Source organism: Streptomyces sp. FXJ1.172 (assembly GCF_001636945.3).
Classification (GTDB): domain Bacteria; phylum Actinomycetota; class Actinomycetes; order Streptomycetales; family Streptomycetaceae; genus Streptomyces.
Genome location: NZ_CP119133.2, coordinates 752,631 through 771,659, shown reverse-complemented (window position 1 = coordinate 771,659; position 19,029 = coordinate 752,631). Strand labels below are relative to the sequence as shown.

Genomic DNA, 19,029 nt, shown 5'->3' with positions numbered 1-19,029 from the left:
CCCTGTCACAACCTCGTGAATACCGACTCTCACCATGTGGAATCACATCCGGGCATTCTTGACCGGCCGGACTCCCACCTGGTTCGATCGGTGGCATGAAGCGACAGGACCTCACGCGGCGGCGCCACGTCGACCTTGCGCGTGTTTCCAGCGCCTTCTGTCGCTGTCGGGTCTGAGCGCACCCGAGGGAAACCCTCCCACTCGCTCCCTCTGTGGCTTCCTTCCGGGAATTCCGGTCCCGGCTCATTTCCGTCGTGACGACGGCTTTCTCGTAAACGCCGCTCCAGCGTGCCTGAATTCCGCGGAGTTCGTTCGTCCTGCCCGCGCAGCATTCCCTGCCAGGAGTTCCCATGCCCGCATCCTCCGCATACCCCGGATCCGATCCCGTCCGCTTCGCCTACTGGGTGCCGAACGTCAGCGGCGGTCTGGTCACCAGCAAGATCGAGCAGCGCACCGACTGGGGCTACGACTACAACCGCGAACTCGCCGTCCTCGCCGAGAACAACGGCTTCGACTACGCGCTCAGCCAGGTCCGCTACATGGCCAGCTACGGCGCCGAGTACCAGCACGAGTCGACCACTTTCAGTCTGGCCCTGCTGCTCGCCACCCAGCGGCTCAAGGTCATCGCCGCCGTGCATCCAGGCCTGTGGCACCCGGGCGTCCTCGCCAAGCTCGGCGCCACCGCCGACCACTTGTCGCACGGCCGCTTCGCCGTCAACGTGGTCAGTGGCTGGTTCAAGGGCGAGTTCACCGCTCTTGGCGAGCCCTGGCTGGAGCACGACGAGCGCTACCGGCGCTCCGAGGAGTTCATCCGCGCTCTGCGCAAGATCTGGACCGAGGACCACGCCGAACTCGCCGGTGACTTCTACCGGTTGCGCGACTTCTCCCTCAAGCCCAAGCCGCTGAACACCCCCGAGCGCCCGCACCCGGAGGTCTTCCAGGGCGGCAACTCCACCGCCGCCCGTGCCATGGCCGGCCGCGTCTCCGACTGGTACTTCTCCAACGGCAGGGACTTCGACGGCGTCACCGAGCAGATCCAGGACGTCCGTGCCTCCGCCGCCCAAGCGGGCCGTACCCCGCCGAAGTTCGGCCTCAACGGCTTCCTCATCGCTCGCGACACCGAGGCCGAGGCCCGTGAGACTCTCCGCGAAATCGTGGCCAAGGCCGACACCCAGGCCGTGCACGGCTTCCGCGACGCCGTCCAGCAGGCCGGTCCGTCCACCGGCGACGGCAAGGGCATGTGGCAGGACTCCACGTTCGAGGACCTCGTCCAGTACAACGACGGCTTCCGCACGGGTCTGATCGGCACCCCCGAGCAGATCGCCGAGCGGATCGTCGCCTACAAGCGGCTGGGCGTCGACCTCTTCCTCCTCGGCTTCCTGCACTACCTGGAGGAGGTCGAGTACTTCGGCAGGCGGGTGCTGCCCCTGGTGCGCGAACTGGAGGCACAGGAAGCCGAGTCCGAGCCCGCCGCCGCCCACGCCTGACCGTGGCCCGCACACGAAACGACGAACCGAAAGGTCCTCCCATGGCCACCATCCTGTCCGTCTCCGGAAGCCCCTCCGCCACCTCCCGCACCGCTCGGCTGCTGCGCCACCTGGACGAGCGGCTCATCGCGCAGGGACACGAGGTGATCGCGCTGGACGTTCGTACCCTGCCTGCCGAGGCGCTGCTCGGGGCCGACTTCGGTCACCCGGCGATCGTCCGGGCCACCGCCCTGTTCGAGCAGGCGGACGGGGTGGTGATCGGTACTCCCGTCTACAAGGCCGCCTACTCCGGGCTGCTGAAGTCCCTGCTCGACCTGCTGCCGCAGTACGCCCTGGCGGGCAAGACGGTCCTGCCGCTGGCCACCGGCGGCACCACCGCCCACGTCCTGGCCATCGACTACGCCCTGCGTCCGGTCCTGTCCTCCATGGGGCCTGCGCACATCACGCCGGGCTGGTTCACCCTCGACAAGGACGTCACGGTGGGCGAGGACGGCACGCTGACCGTCGCGCCGGGATCGGCCGAGGCGCTGGCGCAGGTCACGGACCAGTTCTCGGCCGCGCTGGGCGGCCGGACGACACTGCTGGCGGCCGCCGGATGAGCGCCGCGCACGTCATCGCGGACGACGCCGAGGCCCTCGCCGTGGCCGCGGAGCTGGCCGGGGACTTCCGCAAGGGCGCCGCCGAGCGGGACGCGCGGCGCAGGCTCCCGCACGCGGAGCTGGAGCGGCTGTCCGCCTCCGGGCTGCTCGCCGTGACCGTGCCCACCCGGTTCGGCGGCGCGGACATCCGTGCGGACACGCTCGCCGAGATCTTCCGACTGCTGGCCGCCGCCGACGCCAGCCTGGCCCAGATCCCGCAGAGCCACTTCGTGTACGTGGGCGTGCTGCGCCGGCAGGGAACCGACGAACAGCAGGAGTTCTTCTTCGGCGAGGTCCTGGCGGGCAGGCGGTTCGGCAACGCCCAGTCCGAGGCGGGCACCCAACACGTCCAGGACATCCGCACCCGCCTCGCCCGGCGCCCGGACGGGTCGTACGTCCTCGACGGCGTCAAGCATTACTCCACGGGCGCGCTGTTCGCCCACTGGATCCCCGTCCTCGCCCGCACCGAGGACGACACCCTGCAGGTGGCGTACGTACCGCGCGACGCGCCCGGCCTCACGGTCGTGGACGACTGGGACGGCATGGGACAGCGCACCACCGCCAGCGGAACCGTCCGCCTGGAGTCGGTGCCCGTGCCCGCCGACCGCGTGGTGCCCCACCACCTCACCTTCCAAGGACCCCAACTCCACGGTGCGGTAGCTCAGTTGCTGCACGCGGCCATCGATGCCGGGATCACCTCCGGGGCGCTGGCCGAGGCGGTGGAGTTCGTCCGTACGAAGAGCCGCCCCTGGTTCGAGAGCGCCGCCGAAGGGCACGCGACCGCCGCGGAGGATCCGCTGCTGATCCAGCGGTTCGGCGAACTGGCGATCAGACAACGGGCTGCCCAAGCGTTGCTCCGCGAGGCCGCCCGCGCGGTGGACGACGCCCGCGCCGATTTGACCGACGACTCGGCCGCCGAGGCCTCGATCGCGGTGGCCACCGCGAAAGTGACGGCGGCCGAGGCCGCCGTGGAGGTCGCCAGCGCCCTGTTCGAGGTCTCCGGCACCCGCTCGGCGCTCGACTCCCTGGGCCTGCACCGCCATTGGCGCGACGCGCGCACCCACACCCTGCACGACCCGGCCCGCTGGAAGGTCCAGCACATCGGCCGCTATGTGCTGGGCGGCACCAGGCCGCCCCGCCACGGCCTCCTCTGACGAACGCTGACGAAATCCGATCGGAGCCCCCACGTGTCCCTCACCTTCCACTGGTTCCTGCCCACCAACGGCGACAGCCGCCACGTCGTCGGCGGCGGCCACGGCACCCCCGCCACGGAGTCCGGGCGGGACCGGCCGCCGACGGTCGCCTACCTGAGCCAGATCGCCCGCGCCGCCGAAGACCTGGGTTTCGTCGGCGCGCTCACGCCGACCGGCGCGTGGTGCGAGGACGCGTGGCTGACCACCGCCATGGTCAGCCAGAACACCGAGCGCCTGAAGTTCCTCGTCGCCTTCCGCCCCGGCTTCGTCTCGCCGACGCTCGCGGCCCAGATGGCCTCCACCTTCCAGCGGCAGACCGGCGGACGGCTCCTGCTCAACGTCGTAACCGGCGGCGAGAGCCACGAACAGCGGGCCTACGGCGACTTCCTGGACAAGGACGCGCGGTATCGCCGTACCGGCGAATTCCTGGAAATCGTCCGGGGGCTGTGGCAGGGCAAGACCGTCGATCTGCACGGCGAGCACCTCCAGGTCGAGGACGCCAGGCTCGCCCGGCTGCCCGACCCCGTTCCCGAGGTGTACTTCGGGGGCTCCTCGCCCATCGCGGGAGAGGTCGCCGCCAGGCATGTCGACGTCTACCTCACCTGGGGCGAGCCGCCGGCCCAGGTCGCCGAGAAGATCGCCTGGATCAGAAAGCTCGCCGCGCAGGAGGGTCGCAGCGTCCGCTTCGGCATCCGGCTGCACGTCATCACCCGCGATACCTCCGAGCAGGCCTGGGCCGAGGCGGAGCGGCTGCTGGCGGGCTTCGACGCGGAGACCGTGCGGCAGGTCCAGGCCGGGCTTGCCCGCAGTGAGTCGGAGGGCCAGCAGCGGATGCTGGCCCTGCACGGGGGCGGGAGCGGGGACGGGCTGGAGATCCACCCCAACTTGTGGGCGGGCATCGGCCTGGTGCGCGGCGGCGCGGGCACGGCTCTGGTCGGCAGCCACGAGGAGGTCGCCGAGCGGATCAAGGAGTACGCGGCCCTGGGCATCGAGGAGTTCATCTTCTCCGGGTATCCGCATCTGGAGGAGGCGTACTGGTTCGGCGAGGGCGTGCTGCCGAAGCTTCAGGCGCAGGGTCTGTGGCGGCACCCGTACGGGCAGCAGGTGGCCCCCGCCGCCGAGGTCCCCTTCGCCGGTGCTGGGACCGCGTGATGACCTAGGTGATCGCCGACGATGCCGAGGTTCGACGGCTTCAATTCGCCTACACCGCCACCCTCGGCACCTTCGCCGACTTCCTCGACCTCGTCGTCCCGGCGCAGCCGCGGCAGGATCCCGGCTCCGTCCGGCGGCGTCACGCTCCGCGAACGCCTCCACGGTCCGGTCGGCAGCCCCCGGGGTCAAGGACGACCACCCGGCCGCCCGCCATCGCGAACTCGCCATCCGGGAGCGCGAATCAGCCGGAAGACCCCGGGCTTTCCTAGTTTTCCTATCGAATTACTAGGAAAGTGTTGACGGTGGTCGAAGAGGAGCGTGAGGATGATGAAGCCGACGCGTCACTGCGCACCGCTGTACTCCCAGATCGCCTCGCCGGGCACCGCGTCGTCCTCGGTCCCCTGAAGGAAGACGCCATGACCACAGCACTGAGCTGTAGCGACGGTCGCAGTCGCATGAAGCGGGTGAGGGCATGACGGTGACGGCGGGTGAGGCGACCGACGCGGGAGCCGGGCAGGCCGACTGGCTGCACATAGCCCGTGAGTTGGCCGACGACCTGGCCACGGACGCCGTCGAGCGCGAACAGGCCGGCAAGGCACCGCTCGACGAGGTGGAGCGGTTGCGTGAATCGGGACTGCTGACACTGCCGGCCCCGGCCGAACTCGGGGGCGGCGGCGGGGACTGGCGCACGGCCTACGCGGTCATCCGGACCGTCGCCGCGGCCGACGGTGCCATCGGCCACCTGCTGGGCAACCACTACTTCCTGTCCTGCAGCGCCCGGTTCTTCGCCGACCGCACGCGTGCCGCCCGCATCGAGCGGGAGTCGACGGCGGGCCAGTGGTTCTGGGGAGGCGGTATCGCCTCACATGAACCACCACTCATCCTGACCCCCACGTCGCGCGGCTATCTCCTCAACGGCTACCAGAGGTATGCCACCGGGGTCGGGATCGCCGACCGGCTGGTGGTTCGAGCCGCCAAGTACGGCACCGGTGAGCCGTGGGCCGTCCTGGTCGACCCCGCCCGCTCGGGCGTCGTGAGCGGCAGCAGCGGGGACGCCTTCGGCCAGCGGCTGGCGGCCGGTGGCGGCGTGGAGTTCGATTCCGTGCCGGTCGCGGCCGGCGATGTGCTCGGCTCCCTCTCGCCGGACGAGAGCGTCCTGTCACCGTTCGCCTCTCTGGCCGCGCCGACCGCGCGTCTGGTCTCCGTCCAGTTCTGTCTTGGCGTGGCAGAGGGCCTGCTGGCCGAGGTTCGCGAGTGCGGAAGGGGCATGAGGTCCCCCCGGCAGCCCTTGTCGCCTCAGCCCTGGCCGGACAGCCCGTCGCAAGGTCCGTACGCGCTGACCGTGTACGGCGAGCTCACCGTCGTCGCACGTGCCGCGTCCGCCCTGGCCGAGCAGGCGGTGGATGCCCTGGTGCGCGGCCTCGTACAGGGCGAGGATGTCGACGACGAGGAGTGCGCGGAGATCGCCGTCCTCGCCAGCGTGGCCGAGTCCGCCGCCTCCCGGGCCGCGCAGGAGATCACCACCCGTGCCCTGGACGTCATCGGCGCCGACGCCGCCTCCGCGCGGCACGGCTTCGACCGCTTCTGGCGCAACGCCCGGACACACACCCTGCGCGAGCCGGTCGCCCACAGACTGCGCGAGGTGGGCGACTACTTCCTCAACGGCGCGCACCCACCCTTCGTCCTCCCCGCCTGATGGGGAAGGCGACCCGTGCAGGGGGCCGATACGACACTGATGGATAATCTCGGCATGCGTATCTCGGCGCGGGCGGACTATGCGGTGCGGGCGGCACTGGAGCTGGCTGCAGCAGGAAGCGAGGCCTCGCTCAAGGCCGAGGCGATCGCCGCGGCGCAGGGCATCCCGCACAAATTCCTTGAGGGCATCCTCGGCGACCTGCGCCGGGGCGGTCTTGTGGTCAGTCAGCGGGGCGGCAAGGGCGGCTACCGGCTCGCCCGCCCGGCGGAGTCGATCGCCATCGCAGACGTCATCCGCGTCGCGGACGGCCCCCTGGTCTCGGTGCGGGGAGTGCGCCCACCCGAACTCTCGTACTGCGGTCCCGCGGAGTCGCTGCTGCCGCTGTGGATCGCCGTACGCGCCAACGTCCGCAAGATCCTCGGCGAGGTCACCCTGGCCCACGTGGCCGCGGCCAAGCTGCCCGACGAGGTTGTGAGCCTTGCGGAGGACCCCGAGGCCTGGACGAATCCCTGACCGACACCACCCAAGCTGCAGGCGGCGTCGAGTTGTCGTAGGAGCGCAAGGGTCTGACGGCCCATGGCCTCTTCAACCAGCGGAAGTTGGCGCATCTGCGGGGCGCGGAGCGCGGTCTGGAGCCGTTCCGCCTCGGCGTCGATGGTATTCCTGCGGCCGGCCTTTCTCAGCAGCGACCGCAGCTGGGTGCGGGTCAGCCGGGTGGCCTGAGCGGAGGTGGGTGCGGCGGCCAGCATGACGCGGGCGATGGGGTGGCTGACGCCTTCGCGCCGTGCGCCGACGGCGGCCTGTTATGCCCTGCATAGGGATCATCAAGGCGATTTGCGCGGCGCCTGCCACCGCGCCCGCGTACGCCGCGACACGCGCGGGTCGGGCGACCGCCACCCCGTACACCAGCAAAGCAGTCGCCACCACCCCCGTCAGGCTGAGCCCGCCGTCGGTAGCCATCACCACCGACCCCACCGCCAGCGCAGGCAGTGGCAGCAACCGCCGGACGGCGACGGCCACGCCCAACGAGCACGTCAGCACGGTCTGCCATGCCGGCCAGCCCTCGCGGCGCGTGTCAAGCGTCCACCACAACACGTTCGACGCCATCAGGACCACGGCCAAAAGCACATCCAGCCCGACCAGCTGAATCAGTGTCAGCCTCCGGGCAAAGGACGCCGCGTCATGCCTCACCCTCATGACTCGCACGCATCCGACCCTAGCCAGTGAGGGCGATCATCCGCCTCTGTCCAGAGACAGAGATCAGCGGGTCATTCCGTGGCCAGATCCGCAGGCCGGGCACCCTCTGCCAGGGTCGGCCACATGGATCTGTCCCGGACCCCCGCCCGCCGATGGCTTTCCCCCGTGCCCTGGGGCTTCGCCCTGCTCGCCGCCGCGGCGTCCCTGACGTACGGCGGTGATCACGCGGTGAACGCCTGGGCATAGACCAACCTGGCCAATATGGGAGATCACCCTGCGGAGTCACTCATCGCCTCCGCCCTCCTGTTCGGCGCCGATCCCTGGGCCTGTCTGCGCAGCATCGCCCTGGCCGGGGCCATACTGGCGCTTCTCGTCATCCGGTTCGGCAACATGCGGGCCCTCGCGCTGATCGCGGCCGGCCAACTCCTCGGCACACTGGTGAGCGAAGGGCTGCTGGCAGCGCGGATCGCGGCGGGCCAAGCAGACCCGGCGCTGCGTGCGACGCTGGACGTCGGCCCGTCCTACGTGATCGTCTCGGCCCTGGCCGCCGTGGTGGCAGCAGGGGCCCGGCGGTGGCACCGGTGGACCGCGCTCGCCGCGCTCACGGCGCGCGCACCGCACATCACGAGCGGCCTGACCACGCTGGCAGTCACCCCCGTCGGCCACGTGACAGCACTGTCCACCGGCATGCTGCTGGCACGGGGTCTGCGGTCGTCCGACGCCCGCCACCACCACCTGCACCGACGGACGTCACGCGCAGCGCCGCTTCAGAGACTGGACGGGACGGGGTCAGGCTAAGTATCCCGTTCGGGCTACTGCCACCGCGTGATGCTGGATGCGATCCGGTACGTCACCGACAACGGCATCAAGTGGCGTTCTATGCCCGCCGACTTCCCTGCCTGGGACCGGGTGTATGCCTTCTTCCGCACGGACTGCTTGGGCCTGCTGCTGATGGTGCTGGTGTATGCCGCCGACGTCACCGACCGCCAGGCCGCCCGCGTCATGCTGCCCCGCCTGCGGGCACAGTTCCACAAGATCACGCTGGTGTGGGCCGACGGCGGCTACACCGGTTGCCTGGTCACCTGGACGAAGGAGAAACTCCAGCTCATTTCTGGCACCAGTGGAAGCTGAACCACCTTCCGCCGGACGCCAGGCCACTGCCCTCGGTGACGCCCTACGACCAGTTGCTCCGACGCCGTCGCGTCAGCGGCGGTGACCACCGAGAGGCTTCGGATAGGGCGCACCGCGCCAGGGGACCACCCTCGCGGGCGCGGGGACCACCGGATCCTCCCGACCACTTCGACGTGGGTCGCGTTCGGGGACGTCTCCGGGGCCTTGGAGCGGGTGCGCAGGCCCTCGATGCCCTCGGCCTGGTAGCGGCGGTAGCAGGTGTAGTACGCCTGCCGGCTGATCCCGAAGTACCGGCAGGACATCGCGACGTTCCCGCTGACCTCTTCGACGTGGCGTATGACGGCCAGGCGCCGCTTGGCCTCACGGTCAAGCGGCGGGGTGATGGGCGTGGACTTCGGCATGGGCATCTCCGTGGTGATCGGAGACCCAGGTGTCAACGATGATCGTCAGTTTTGGAGGCGAGTCGGGGAATGCGACACGCGCACCTTCCGGCCGCGCCGGAAGCCGTGTGGTGACGGCGCTTTGATCTCGCCCGGCGAGGGGGCCGTCGTCGTCAACCTGCTGCCAGCCTTGAATATCGACCGCGCAGGTGAGAGGCCCTTTCCTGGGGTAGCCGGAGGTTCTGCGCGGTGGTCACGTTGCTGGTGAGGCGGCGGACCGTGGGCCGGCCTGTCACCTCGCCCCGGGATCGGCTGTGCCGCCAGGCTCAGCGTGTGCCCGCCCGGCGGGGGTTCAACCCAGGACAGCACTCTTCCGGGTGTATCTGGAGTAGAACTCCATGCATGGACTTGCAAGAAAATCTGTCGTGGCAATAGTAGACATTGGCTCGTCGCGGGGTTACCGTATTGCCGTACCCCGGAAGTCGATGAGGGTGCGGCAGACACGAACTGCCGTGCATACAGGTCAAGCAGGACGCGGCCCGCAGGGGTCGCGGGCAGTACCCGCGGTATCCAGCAGTACAACCAAGTAACCGAAGGTAAGGAGCAGAGCGCCATCAGGATCGCCCGGGCGAGGAAGAAGTCGGCCCGGGTACTGCAGGCCCCGGATTGGAAGGTGGTCCCCGGTCACGCATCACGATCCCCGCAGCCCCGCCCTCCCAGGCGGAACCTGCGGACAAAGAAGGCCGGCACGAGTTGCCGGTAGATGGTGTTGAAAGCTCGGGGCCCGGGCGCCGGTACTGGCGCCCGGGCCCCCCGACGCGTCCCCTGAAAGAAGAGGTCTATGCCCCCTGGCAGTTCCCGTCCCGTCGACAATCTCGATGACGACGACTACCCCGCCTACACGATGGGCCGGGCCGCCGAGATGCTCGGCACCACCCCCGCCTTTCTCCGCACCCTGGGCGAACACCGCTTGATCACCCCGCTGCGCTCCGAAGGCGGGCACCGCCGCTATTCCCGCTACCAGTTGCGCATCGCCGCCCGTGCCCGCGAACTCGTCGACCAGGGCACTCCCGTCGAGGCCGCCTGCCGCATCGTCATCCTCGAAGACCAGCTCGAAGAAGCCCGGCGCATCAACGAGCAGCTGCGCGCACAGAGCGGCGAATCACAGCCGAAGACCACGGCCTGATCGCAACGCCGGTCGGCAGGCGGACAACACTGACCGCCGGCGAGGGAAGCCGACCGGCATCAAGGCTTCGAGGCGCGTGTTCAGGCTGCCTGGGTGAGTTCGGCGCGGCCGAACAACAGCGCGTAGCCGGTGGGGAGTTGGCGCAGGATGCGGGTGAGTAGTTCGGGGCCGAACGAGGCGGCGACGGCGGCGAGGACGGAGCCGGTGTCCCAGCGGGTGGTGGCCAGGCTGGCGCCGCTGCGGGCGGCGAGGTCCTTGACGAAGGCCCAGCCGGTCAGTGGCTGGGTGTCGGGGATCTGTTCGGCGAGGATGCGTGCGGCCTCCCGGGGCAGGCGTGCGGCCAGTTCGACGCGTTCCTCGCCGGTCAGCTGGCGTCCGAGTCCGGAAACGACGAGACGTACGGCTTCCTCGGCCTGTTCCCGGGTGGGGTAGGCGCCTTCGTGGCGGACCTTGTCTTCGGCTTCTGTGCTGCGGTGTGTGCGGAGGGCGGGAGTGGGGGGATGCCCGCCCTCCGCTGCTGATCGGCCTCTGTCGCCTGCGGTCAGCCGGAGATCTCCTTGCGGCCGGATCCGAGGCCGATGGAGATCTTGCGGGGCTTGGCGCGCTCGGCGATCGGGATGCGCAGGGTGAGCACTCCGGCGTCGTAGTCGGCCGTGATGTGCTCGGTGTCGAGGGTGTCGGCGAGCACGATCTGGCGGGAGAAGACGCCCAGGGGCCGCTCGGAGAGTTCCATCTGCACGTCGTCGCCCTTGGCGACGGGGCGGCGCTCGGCCTTGACGGTCAGCATGTTCCGCTCGACGTCGATGTCGATCGCCTCGGGGCTGACGCCCGGCAGGTCGAAGGCCACCACGTACTGGTCACCTTCGCGGTAGGCGTCCATCGCCATCGCGGACGGCCGTGACCAGGTGCCCGGACCCATCATCTGCTGAGCCAGCCGGTCGAGCTCACGGAAGGGATCGGTGCGCATCAACATCGTGAAACACCTCCAGAAGGTTCGGGCAGTTGCTGCCAATGCGCCTCACTGAACCGTTGTAACATGTCATCCAATGGATGACAAACACGATGTCATCGAACGGACGACACGCTGAAGGGGGTGCCCATGGCAGCAGCCGACCACCCGGCCTCTTCCGGCACCGACGGCCGCAGCCCGGCCTCGTTCCTCGCCGCCGCCGCGGCCCTGCACGCCATAGACGACGCTCTGCACGCTGCCCGGCAAGAGACCCGCGACGCCCCGGACGCCGGCCCCGGCCCGGAGCAGGCCCTGGCCTCGCTGCTGCTGCTGCGGCAGATTCGCGAGCAGCTCGCCGGCTGGGAGACCGGCCTGATCGAAACCGCCCGCGACGCGGGAGCCAGCTGGGCCGACCTCGCCCACCCGCTCGGCGTCGCCAGCCGCCAGGCCGCCGAACGCCGCTACCTGCGAGGCCGGCCCGGCCCCATCGGCGCCACCGGCGAACAACGCGTCCAGGCCACCCGCGAACGCCGCGCCGCCGACCGCGCCCTCACCGCCTGGGCCCGGAACAACGCCGCCGACCTGCGCCGCATCGCCGGCCAGATCACCGCCCTCACCCAGCTCCCCGCCGCCGCCCGCGGCCCCGTCAGCCAGCTCGACGCGGCCCTCGCCCAGGACGATCCCGCCGCCCTCGTCCGCCCGCTGAACGCCACTCGCCCCTACCTGACCCACCTCCACCCCGACCTCGCCGCCCGGCTCGACGCCCTCACCGACACCGCCTCCGCCGCCGCCGACTGACCCGGTGCTTTGACCGGTACAGCTGTCGGCGCCGAGAGGGATCTGCTGCCGGGAGGCGCTGTCAGGATGTCCGGGCACGGCGCCGACGACGGTGACCGGCCGACTGCGGCACGCCGGCTCCGCACTACCAGTTCTCCAAACAGCCCATGGGCGCTCACCTGGGCAGGTCACGTACCACGGCGGACACCACCGCGAGGATCACGGTGGCCACCGTGATGGCGGCTATCACCGGGCGTCCGTTCCACGACGACGGCCGCTTCGCCGTGCGTTCATGCATGTCGGCACTGCCGCAAAGGGCTCCGCACCAGCGTTGTGAGCATCCACGCACCGCCGACGAATGATCCGACTCGTAGGCTTCGGCCATGACAGAGATCAAGACCCCGACGCCCCGTGACGCCTTCGAGCTGCTGCTGGCCGGTAACCAGCGCTTCGTCGCGGGCTCCCCCGAGCACCCGAACCAGGACGCTACCCGCCGCGCCGAGATTGCACCGTCCCAGCAGCCCTTCGCCGTGCTGTTCGGATGCTCCGACTCCCGGCTGGCCGCCGAGATCATCTTCGACCGCGGACTGGGCGACCTGTTCGTGGTGCGCACCGCCGGCCACGTCATGGGCCCGGAGGTGCTGGGCAGCATCGAGTTCGGCGTGGACGTGCTGGGCTGCCCGCTGGTCGTGGTCCTCGGTCACGACTCGTGCGGCGCGGTCGGCGCGGCGTGCGCCGCGCTGGAGGACGGCATGACACCGGCCGGATATGTCCGGGACGTCGTGGAGCGAGTGACCCCCAGCGTGCTGGCCGCACGGGCCGCCGGACAGGTCGAGCCCGATCAGATCCTCGCCGAGCACATAAGGCACACCGCCGACCTGCTGCTGGACCGCTCCCGAGTCCTCGCCGACAAGGTCACCGCCGGGCAGGCCGCCGTGGTGGGCCTGCACTACCGCCTGGCCGACGGCAGCGCACAACTCGTCGCAGCCCGCGGCCTCGACGCAACGGTCCCTGCCGCATCGTGACCACCCCGGCCGGAGCCGGTCCGTACGGTGCCGGTGCTGGTCACACCGTGGACCGGGGCCCCGCAGCGCGGCGGAGCCGGTTGGCGATCGCCAGCCCCAGCCCCTCCTCCACCGGCAAGGAGGCGACGATGAGGTCGCACCCCTGCTGGTCGAACTCGCGCAGGAACCCATACAGCCCGCGCGCGTAGGCGGCGAGAGAGTCGGGAACCGGCACCACGGCATGCGCCTTCACCGCAGTGCCGACGAAGGCGGGAGGAAGGAACACACCCACCCGGTGCCCCAACTCCTGCGCACCTTCTGCTTCGGCGAAGACCTTCTCCGGCTCGACCAGGACGACCCGCGCCCGCGGCGCGTAGTGCGACGGATGCTGGCCCGGCACCCGGACCCGGCTCGTCGAAGGAACCGCAAGCGGGCACCCCAGTACCGCTTCGAGGTCCTCGCGCGTCACGCCGCCCGGCCGCAGAACGCTCGGGACCTCGCCCGTGACGTCGACGATGGTCGACTCCACTCCGACCTCGCAGGAGCCGCCGTCCAGCACGAAGTCGACAGCATCGCCAAGCTCGGTACGGACGTGGTCTGCCTTGGTGGGGCTGACCGAGCCGAAGCGGTTGGCGGACGGCGCCGTGACACCCCCGCCGAAGGCCGACAGCAGCGCAAGTGCAACAGGGTGGTCGGGCACGCGCACGGCGACCGTCTCCAAGCCACCCGTCGCTTCCAGAGGCACGCGGGGACCGCGCCGCAGGACTAGCGTGAGCGGGCCCGGCCAGAAGTGTTCGGCCAGCACGCGCGCGGTTCCGGGCACGTCCTGGACCCAGTCGTCCAGATACTCCGCGCCGCCGATGTGGACGATCAGCGGGTGGGAGGGCGGACGTCCCTTGACCTGGAAGATGCGCGAGACCGCGGCGGGATCCTCGGCGTTGGCGCCCAGACCGTAAACGGTCTCGGTCGGGAGGGGCCACCAGCCCTCCGGCACGCAGCACCCCGACCGCCTTCTCGATGTCACTGGTTCTCGCCGTCACCCCTGCAATGCTAGTGCCGTGACCGGGATGGTTCACCGTGATCGGAAGGCGGCTCGCGGGACGAGCGCACGCGAAACAGCTGGTATTACTGGGGGCATGCAGGAAGAGATTGCACGCTCCGCGATCGACACGTTCATCTCCGCGTTCAACGCCTCGGACGACAGCTATGTGACTGCTCTGCTCTCCCAGGCTCTGACCTCAGACGTGGTCTTCTGGGGGCCGTTGGGTCGCAGCGAAGGAATCGCGGCGGTCGAGCGGTTCGTGCTGGACATCCGGCGCCACCCGGCGGGGACCGGCACGATGGTGCGCTGCTCAGCGGTCGACATGCCTGACGAGTGGGCCCGGTACCAGTGGGTCTTCACCACGCCGGATGGAGGTCCCCGCCTGGCAGGAACGGACGTCGTCCATCTGCGGCGGAGCCTCATCGACCAGGTCATCGTCTTTGCGGGGGAGATCGAACCGTCCGCCTCCTGAGTCGTCCTTCTGTCGCTGTCCTTCTCCTGAATTTGCTCCCTTCGGCGTTCGGGGGCTGCGGTTCGCGGTTGGTCAGGCCGCGGTGTTGAGGGGGTGTCCGCCCCAGCGGATGCCCTTCTCGCTACGGACGCGGGCGCGTTCCTTGCGTTGGGCGGTGAGTACGTCGGGGTGGCGGTCGTTGGTATCGCGCCGGCGCAGGTAGCGGTGCAGTGCCTGGGTTTGCGCGGGGTGGCTGCGGTGGTGGGAGTTGGCCAGGTGGGCAGGGGTGTAGGGAGTCGCCTGCAGCGGGTGGTACACGCGGCCGTCGGTCCGCACCGGGTCACCGTGACGATGCCGTTGTCCGTCTTGGCCAGCCGGCCCAGCCACTGCCGGCCCACGTGCGCGGTTACGTGGCCGTCCTTGCGGTCCCCGGAGTCGTCGATCACGATGACCCCACCGTCGTGCGGAGCCGTCGCCGGCTGCTCGCGCAGCAGCTCGAGCCGCCGGTCGTTGACCTGCTCGACCTCGCAGGGCGACTCGGACAGGAAGAACTGCAGCCGCTGCACCCCCGGCGTCCCCGCACCGGCCACCGGTTCCGTCCCAGCGGGACAGGTGATCGTCTTGTTCCGCTCCCGCGGCGCCAGCAGCCCGGTCGGATACTCGCGAAAGCCCCGCCGCTGGGCGAGACTTAAGAAGTGGTCGTCGAACCGGGCCGCGTAGTCCTCCAATGGCCCCGGCGCAGGCGGACACGGACGGTGAGCGGTCATCCTCAGCCCCCAGCAAGGTAGTTGACTCCTGCCACCGGCCCACGACCAACCGACCTGCCCGTCAACCCACACCACCGCCGGATTTAACGAACTACAGGTAGAAGTACTCGCAGCCCTTCGCGGTGGACGGTGCTTCGAGTGACGGCATTCCCAGCCCATCCAGGACCCGCCTGTAAGTGGCCCGGTTCCGGCACGTCAATGCTGCTGGAGCTGGGTCAGAAACTCCTCTGGGCTGCAGTGCGGCGAAATGGAAGTTCACGACGAACTTGCCCTCGTCGGCTACCTCACGCATGGTGCCGAGGAGGCTGTCGGCCATTCGGTGGCTCGCCCGGTCGCGCAATTCGAGGAACACGTGGAGCGCGTGCCGGGTTTCCGGGTTCCCGTAATAGAGTGTGGTGCCGTGGGCGCCCGTGGTATTTCTCGGAGTCGTGGTCATAGCCTCAGCTTCGCACAGACGACATGGGCGGGCGCGGTGAATGCCGGCCTGTCGCCGACCGGGTTTGGATCCGTCCCCGAACGGCAACGGCGCGGACACGGAGGCTCGCAGGCGAAGCCGATGCTCACCGCGAGAGGATACCCGCGACCAGGTTGATCGCGGTTGCCAGAATGCTGGTGCCGAAAACGTAGGAGAGGAGACAGTGCCGCAACACCATGGCGCGGATCACCGAACGCGAGATGTTGGTGTCCGAGACCTGGTACGTCATGCCGAGGTTGTAGCTGAAATAGAAGAAGTCCCGGTACGAGGGCGGGATCTCGGAATTGAAATCGATCCCGCCCTCGGAGGTCCGGTAGTAAAGGTACGCATAGCGCGTGGCGTACATCAGATGCAGTGCCGACCAGGCCATGAACACGCCGCAGAGCGCCGTCGCGGCATGACCGGGGTCCGAGTTGCTCAGCACCAGCACCACGATGCCGAGCAGTCCGCAGCAGGCGGCCGCGATCACGACGAGTTCCTCGGCCACGGGCCGCAGGTCCTCGCGCCGGGCATGGTGGTGTGTCGCGGTCGCATCCATCGGCCACAGCACCATCCAGCCCACCACCACGAAAAAGGTTTCCATCGCAGCGATGCCCGACAGGACGCCCATCGGGATGTCGGTCGGAAAGGCGACGGTAGTGCCGATCACCGCACCCACGATCACCGCGCAAGCAAGCCGCGGGATTCCGGAGCGCGGCAAGCAGGTGCTCATGCGCCATCACACTAGCGGCATTCCCTCCGCTCAGCGCGGGGCTCCGCCCCTATTCGGACCATTGGGCCCATACGGCGATTACGGAAGGGCGGAGGAGGGGATATACACGGGCTATGCCGCTTTCGCGTAGGGGTTTCCCCGTCGTCATCAGGGGTGGCCGGCCACGTTCGCTCGCCGGGGTCACGCGGGTGCTCTCCCCGCGCGGTGCACTGGCCGTGCACCAGGTGGACGGAGCCTTTCTCTTCGCCCTGCGCGCGGCTCTGGCCATGGCCATCGTCGCGCTGCCGATCGTGCTGGCCGGGCGGCCCGATCTGGCGGTGTACGCCATGCTGGGCTCCTTCACCACCACGTTCGGGCGCAATCTGCCGTACGGGCGCCGTGCTCGGGTGCTCTCGCTGGTCGCGGTGGCCATGACGGCGTGCGTGGGATTCGGTGCGGCCCTGGGCGCGCTGGCCCAGCCACGGGCGGGCGGAGCCGGTGCCGTCGCGGTGGGGGCGGCGACGGCCGTGGTCGCCGGGCTGGCCAAGTTCGCCTGCGATGCCACCCGGCTGGGCGGACTGGGCGCGGTGCTGCTGCTCTTCTCCTTCGCGGTGGCCGCCAACACCTCCACCGCTCTCGCCGATGTCCTCCCGAGAACCGGGCTGGCCGCGGCGGCGTCGGCGGTGGCCTGGGTGCTGGCCGTGGCGGGCTGGCTCGTCCATCCGGACCGCCCCCAGCGCATCGCCGTCGCCGCGGCACTGCGCGCGCTCGCAGACCTGCTGCACGGGGCCGGCACCAAGGCCACGGGACGGTTGCGGCACCGGGCGACGGTGGCCGTGCTGCATGCGTACCACTCCCTCGGCCTCGCACCGCCGATGGAGCTGCGGCACAGCGGGCACGAGGAGATCTGCGCGCGTCTGACGGACATGTCGTGGTTCCTGCTGATCGGCTCCGTACGGCGGACGCCCGACGACCTTCCCGTGGCGCCGGAGCACCTACGCCGGCAGGCCCTTCTGCTCGCGGACCGACGCCGCCGGGCGGTGCCGCTGCTGCCCGAGCTGGAGTCCTGTGCGGCTTCGGGTGACCGGGACCGCAGCGCCCTGGGGCCGGCCGCGCTGCATGCGGACACGGCCGTCCGGCGCGCCTCCGAGCTGATGCTGGGTCGGCGCCTCGCCGGGTCCGGCCACAACTCGGTCCGGGTGATTCCGGCGCTGCGGATGACCGTGGGCACCGGGGTGGCCGGTGGACTGGCACTTCTGCTGGGCCTGGGGCACGGCTACTGGGCGGCGATCTCGGCGGCCGCCGTCGTCGACGTTGTGGAGCAGCTCCCGGTCGCGGGTGGCGCAGGCGGCTTGGCCGAGCAGTGCCCAGGTGACGTCGACGAGGCTGACGAGCTGGTAGAGGTCCAGCAGGTCACGCAGCAGACCGGCCGGGCCGGTTCTGGCCGAGGTGAGTCCTTGGGCGTGCGGGTGCGGGTGCGTCCGGCGGTCCGAGGCGGGCGAGGACGGGCCGCAGTGCCTCGGAGTGCGCGGCGCACTGGCGGGCGGAGCGGGCGGTGGTCCAGTGCACGTCCGCGTCGGCGGCGTGACCGTCCGAGACCAGGTGGTAGCTGCGGCCAAGGGTGTCTTCCGCTGTCCGGAGGAATCCACATAGGGGACCAGGTGCATGGCGTCCTCACTCATGCCCGGTGCTGCCGAGGGGCCGTACCGGCGAGGAGGCCGTGGTCGTGGGGGCCGGGGCGGGCCCGTGGCCGGGTCCGACGCGTTCGACCGAGACTTCGGCCCGGCCCCGCACCCCGACCATCCGACCGTCACGGACCGCGACCTCCAGTCCGCATCCGTTCGAGCACAGCAGACAGGCGTCCCGCACCCAGGCCTGAACTTCCGCTTCGGTGGTTGCGTCGGCCAGGAACTGATCGACCTGCCGGGGCCACGGTGTGCCGCCGGAGTGCGGGGTGTGAGGGCCCCAGAGGTCCGCGATGCGGTCGGTGTGCGTCATGGCGCATGGTCCTTTCTGCCTGTTTACTCCGGCCAGGTGCGCGGTGGCCGGGGCTCCGGCCGCATGGGACCATGAATGCATCGAATGCCCACGATGCCACTCGTCGTGTCCGTCTGCTCCCTGTGTGACGAAGAGGGCGTCGGTGTCAACAGGAGCGCGATGACGAAACAATTCGCTGTCGGAAATCATGTGCGATGGAATTCCGAAGCCGTATATGTCGGGGGAGTCATCATCAGGAGACACACCCGCGATGTGGAGTTCAAAGGACATGTCCGTCACTGCACGGAAAATGGCCCGCAATACGAGATCAAGAGCGACAAGGCGGATCACGTCACGATGCATAAGGGCGGGGCGCTGACGAAAATCTAGACTTGCCCAGCGTATTGACGAAGGGGCTGTCATGGCTGGAGTGATCGGATACCGCAGGATTTACGAAGACGCCTCGCCGCAGGACGGCAAGCGGGTACTCGTAGACCGGTTGTGGCCGCGCGGCGTGAGCAAAGAGGAAGCCCATCTGGACGAGTGGCTGCGGGATGTCGCGCCGTCGACCGAGCTGCGGCACTGGTACCACCACGACCCCGGACTCTTCGATGAGTTCCGGCGCCGTTACACAGCAGAGCTGAACGACCGCGATCACCGGCCGGCCGTCGAGCTTCTGCACCACCTGGCGGCGCACGGCAAGGTCACGCTCCTCACGGCGACCAAGGACGTCGACCACAGCGAAGCCGCCGTCCTCGCCGACTGGCTGAACCACAGCGAAGAGCAGCATGCCTGACCATGCGCTCTTCGTACTGCTTCATTCCACTGATCCGTCA

22 protein-coding genes and 5 pseudogenes are annotated in these 19,029 nt (G+C 69.8%); 16 read left to right on the top strand and 11 right to left on the bottom strand.

Annotated elements, in window-relative coordinates:
* Positions 1 to 95: 95 nt before the first annotated feature.
* The 10 genes from A6P39_RS45360 to A6P39_RS03755 all read left to right on the top strand — a co-directional run bounded on the left by A6P39_RS45360 (position 96) and on the right by A6P39_RS03755 (position 8,494).
* On the top strand, positions 96 to 176 hold the full coding sequence (locus A6P39_RS45360) for a putative leader peptide (protein ID WP_351225063.1): 81 nt from the start codon (positions 96 to 98) through the stop codon (positions 174 to 176).
* A 174-nt stretch (positions 177 to 350) separates the two neighbouring features.
* On the top strand, positions 351 to 1,487 hold the full coding sequence (sfnG, locus tag A6P39_RS03795) for a dimethylsulfone monooxygenase SfnG (RefSeq protein WP_067039097.1): 1,137 nt from the start codon (positions 351 to 353) through the stop codon (positions 1,485 to 1,487).
* Positions 1,488 to 1,528: 41 nt separating this feature from the next.
* The gene (gene ssuE / locus A6P39_RS03790; RefSeq protein WP_067039098.1) at positions 1,529 to 2,086 is read left to right on the top strand and encodes an NADPH-dependent FMN reductase; all 558 of its coding nucleotides are present in this window, start codon (positions 1,529 to 1,531) and stop codon (positions 2,084 to 2,086) included.
* Positions 2,083 to 3,279, top strand: a complete 1,197-nt coding sequence (locus A6P39_RS03785) for an SfnB family sulfur acquisition oxidoreductase (protein ID WP_067039099.1) — start codon at positions 2,083 to 2,085, stop codon at positions 3,277 to 3,279. The genes ssuE and A6P39_RS03785 overlap by 4 nt, the downstream gene beginning before the upstream one ends.
* Before the next feature lie 33 nt (positions 3,280 to 3,312).
* On the top strand, positions 3,313 to 4,470 hold the full coding sequence (locus tag A6P39_RS03780) for an LLM class flavin-dependent oxidoreductase (protein ID WP_067039100.1): 1,158 nt from the start codon (positions 3,313 to 3,315) through the stop codon (positions 4,468 to 4,470).
* A 472-nt stretch (positions 4,471 to 4,942) separates the two neighbouring features.
* A complete protein-coding gene (locus A6P39_RS03775; protein WP_067039101.1) occupies positions 4,943 to 6,166 on the top strand; it encodes an acyl-CoA dehydrogenase family protein in 1,224 nt (407 codons plus the stop codon).
* 54 nt (positions 6,167 to 6,220) lie between these two features.
* Positions 6,221 to 6,679, top strand: coding sequence for an RrF2 family transcriptional regulator (locus A6P39_RS03770; protein ID WP_067039102.1), 459 nt, complete (start codon positions 6,221 to 6,223; stop codon positions 6,677 to 6,679).
* Positions 6,680 to 7,486: 807 nt separating this feature from the next.
* Positions 7,487 to 7,609 carry a hypothetical protein gene (locus tag A6P39_RS03765; protein WP_267893279.1) on the top strand — a complete coding sequence of 41 codons (123 nt, stop codon included), beginning with the start codon at positions 7,487 to 7,489 and terminating at the stop codon, positions 7,607 to 7,609.
* Between the two features lie 6 nt (positions 7,610 to 7,615).
* Positions 7,616 to 8,161 (top strand): rhomboid-like protein, encoded by a 546-nt coding sequence (locus A6P39_RS03760; RefSeq protein WP_331454197.1) that lies wholly within the window; start codon positions 7,616 to 7,618, stop codon positions 8,159 to 8,161.
* 30 nt (positions 8,162 to 8,191) lie between these two features.
* On the top strand, positions 8,192 to 8,494 hold the full coding sequence (locus A6P39_RS03755; RefSeq protein ID WP_234378685.1) for a transposase: 303 nt from the start codon (positions 8,192 to 8,194) through the stop codon (positions 8,492 to 8,494).
* Positions 8,495 to 8,646: 152 nt separating this feature from the next.
* Here the strand turns inward: A6P39_RS03755 and A6P39_RS45355 are convergent.
* Positions 8,647 to 8,895: pseudogene (locus A6P39_RS45355) on the bottom strand (helix-turn-helix domain-containing protein); the annotation flags it as partial.
* Positions 8,896 to 9,715: 820 nt separating this feature from the next.
* Between A6P39_RS45355 and A6P39_RS03745 the strand changes: the two are divergent.
* Positions 9,716 to 10,060: a MerR family transcriptional regulator gene (locus tag A6P39_RS03745; RefSeq protein ID WP_067039105.1), complete on the top strand. Its 345-nt coding sequence runs from the start codon at positions 9,716 to 9,718 to the stop codon at positions 10,058 to 10,060.
* An 80-nt stretch (positions 10,061 to 10,140) separates the two neighbouring features.
* Here A6P39_RS03745 and A6P39_RS03740 read toward each other — a convergent pair.
* Together A6P39_RS03740 and A6P39_RS03735 are read right to left on the bottom strand one after the other, a co-directional pair.
* Positions 10,141 to 10,515 (bottom strand): annotated as a pseudogene (locus A6P39_RS03740) (DUF2267 domain-containing protein); the annotation flags it as partial.
* Between the two features lie 86 nt (positions 10,516 to 10,601).
* Positions 10,602 to 11,033: an Hsp20/alpha crystallin family protein gene (locus A6P39_RS03735; protein WP_067057306.1), complete on the bottom strand. Its 432-nt coding sequence runs from the start codon at positions 11,031 to 11,033 to the stop codon at positions 10,602 to 10,604.
* Between the two features lie 126 nt (positions 11,034 to 11,159).
* Between A6P39_RS03735 and A6P39_RS03730 the strand changes: the two genes are divergently transcribed.
* A complete protein-coding gene (locus A6P39_RS03730; RefSeq protein WP_275883798.1) occupies positions 11,160 to 11,807 on the top strand; it encodes a type III effector protein in 648 nt (215 codons plus the stop codon).
* A gap of 154 nt (positions 11,808 to 11,961) precedes the next feature.
* On the opposite strand, the gene A6P39_RS03725 is transcribed toward A6P39_RS03730, so the two are convergent.
* Positions 11,962 to 12,084, bottom strand: coding sequence for a hypothetical protein (locus tag A6P39_RS03725; protein WP_267893406.1), 123 nt, complete (start codon positions 12,082 to 12,084; stop codon positions 11,962 to 11,964).
* 85 nt (positions 12,085 to 12,169) lie between these two features.
* Between A6P39_RS03725 and A6P39_RS03720 the strand changes: the two genes are divergently transcribed.
* Positions 12,170 to 12,811 carry a carbonic anhydrase gene (locus A6P39_RS03720; protein WP_067057500.1) on the top strand — a complete coding sequence of 214 codons (642 nt, stop codon included), beginning with the start codon at positions 12,170 to 12,172 and terminating at the stop codon, positions 12,809 to 12,811.
* Between the two features lie 40 nt (positions 12,812 to 12,851).
* Here the strand turns inward: A6P39_RS03720 and A6P39_RS03715 are convergent.
* A pseudogene (locus tag A6P39_RS03715) lies at positions 12,852 to 13,830 on the bottom strand (L-threonylcarbamoyladenylate synthase).
* A 96-nt stretch (positions 13,831 to 13,926) separates the two neighbouring features.
* On the opposite strand from A6P39_RS03715, the gene A6P39_RS03710 reads away from it, so the two are divergent.
* The gene (locus tag A6P39_RS03710; RefSeq protein ID WP_030825962.1) at positions 13,927 to 14,304 is read left to right on the top strand and encodes a hypothetical protein; all 378 of its coding nucleotides are present in this window, start codon (positions 13,927 to 13,929) and stop codon (positions 14,302 to 14,304) included.
* Positions 14,305 to 14,376: 72 nt separating this feature from the next.
* On the opposite strand, the pseudogene A6P39_RS03705 reads toward A6P39_RS03710, so the two are convergent.
* From A6P39_RS03705 to A6P39_RS03680, 6 genes and pseudogenes are all read right to left on the bottom strand, one after another.
* Positions 14,377 to 14,562, bottom strand: a pseudogene (locus A6P39_RS03705) (IS630 family transposase); the annotation flags it as partial.
* Positions 14,560 to 15,050 (bottom strand): annotated as a pseudogene (locus A6P39_RS03700) (transposase); the annotation flags it as partial. The pseudogenes A6P39_RS03700 and A6P39_RS03705, both read right to left, overlap by 3 nt.
* A gap of 91 nt (positions 15,051 to 15,141) precedes the next feature.
* Positions 15,142 to 15,486, bottom strand: coding sequence for a hypothetical protein (locus A6P39_RS03695; protein ID WP_159396228.1), 345 nt, complete (start codon positions 15,484 to 15,486; stop codon positions 15,142 to 15,144).
* A gap of 124 nt (positions 15,487 to 15,610) precedes the next feature.
* The gene (locus A6P39_RS03690) at positions 15,611 to 16,237 is read right to left on the bottom strand and encodes a DUF1345 domain-containing protein (RefSeq protein WP_067057496.1); all 627 of its coding nucleotides are present in this window, start codon (positions 16,235 to 16,237) and stop codon (positions 15,611 to 15,613) included.
* Positions 16,238 to 17,211: 974 nt separating this feature from the next.
* The gene (locus tag A6P39_RS03685; RefSeq protein WP_159396227.1) at positions 17,212 to 17,898 is read right to left on the bottom strand and encodes a hypothetical protein; all 687 of its coding nucleotides are present in this window, start codon (positions 17,896 to 17,898) and stop codon (positions 17,212 to 17,214) included.
* Positions 17,891 to 18,214: a hypothetical protein gene (locus tag A6P39_RS03680; RefSeq protein ID WP_067057488.1), complete on the bottom strand. Its 324-nt coding sequence runs from the start codon at positions 18,212 to 18,214 to the stop codon at positions 17,891 to 17,893. Before A6P39_RS03680 ends, A6P39_RS03685 begins: the two co-directional genes overlap by 8 nt.
* A gap of 159 nt (positions 18,215 to 18,373) precedes the next feature.
* Here A6P39_RS03680 and A6P39_RS03675 point away from each other — a divergent pair, with 159 nt between their 5' ends.
* Together A6P39_RS03675 and A6P39_RS03670 are read left to right on the top strand one after the other, a co-directional pair.
* Positions 18,374 to 18,583 carry a DUF2945 domain-containing protein gene (locus A6P39_RS03675; protein ID WP_079133886.1) on the top strand — a complete coding sequence of 70 codons (210 nt, stop codon included), beginning with the start codon at positions 18,374 to 18,376 and terminating at the stop codon, positions 18,581 to 18,583.
* 31 nt (positions 18,584 to 18,614) lie between these two features.
* Positions 18,615 to 18,989, top strand: a complete 375-nt coding sequence (locus tag A6P39_RS03670) for a DUF488 domain-containing protein (RefSeq protein ID WP_067057485.1) — start codon at positions 18,615 to 18,617, stop codon at positions 18,987 to 18,989.
* Positions 18,990 to 19,029: the final 40 nt, after the last annotated feature.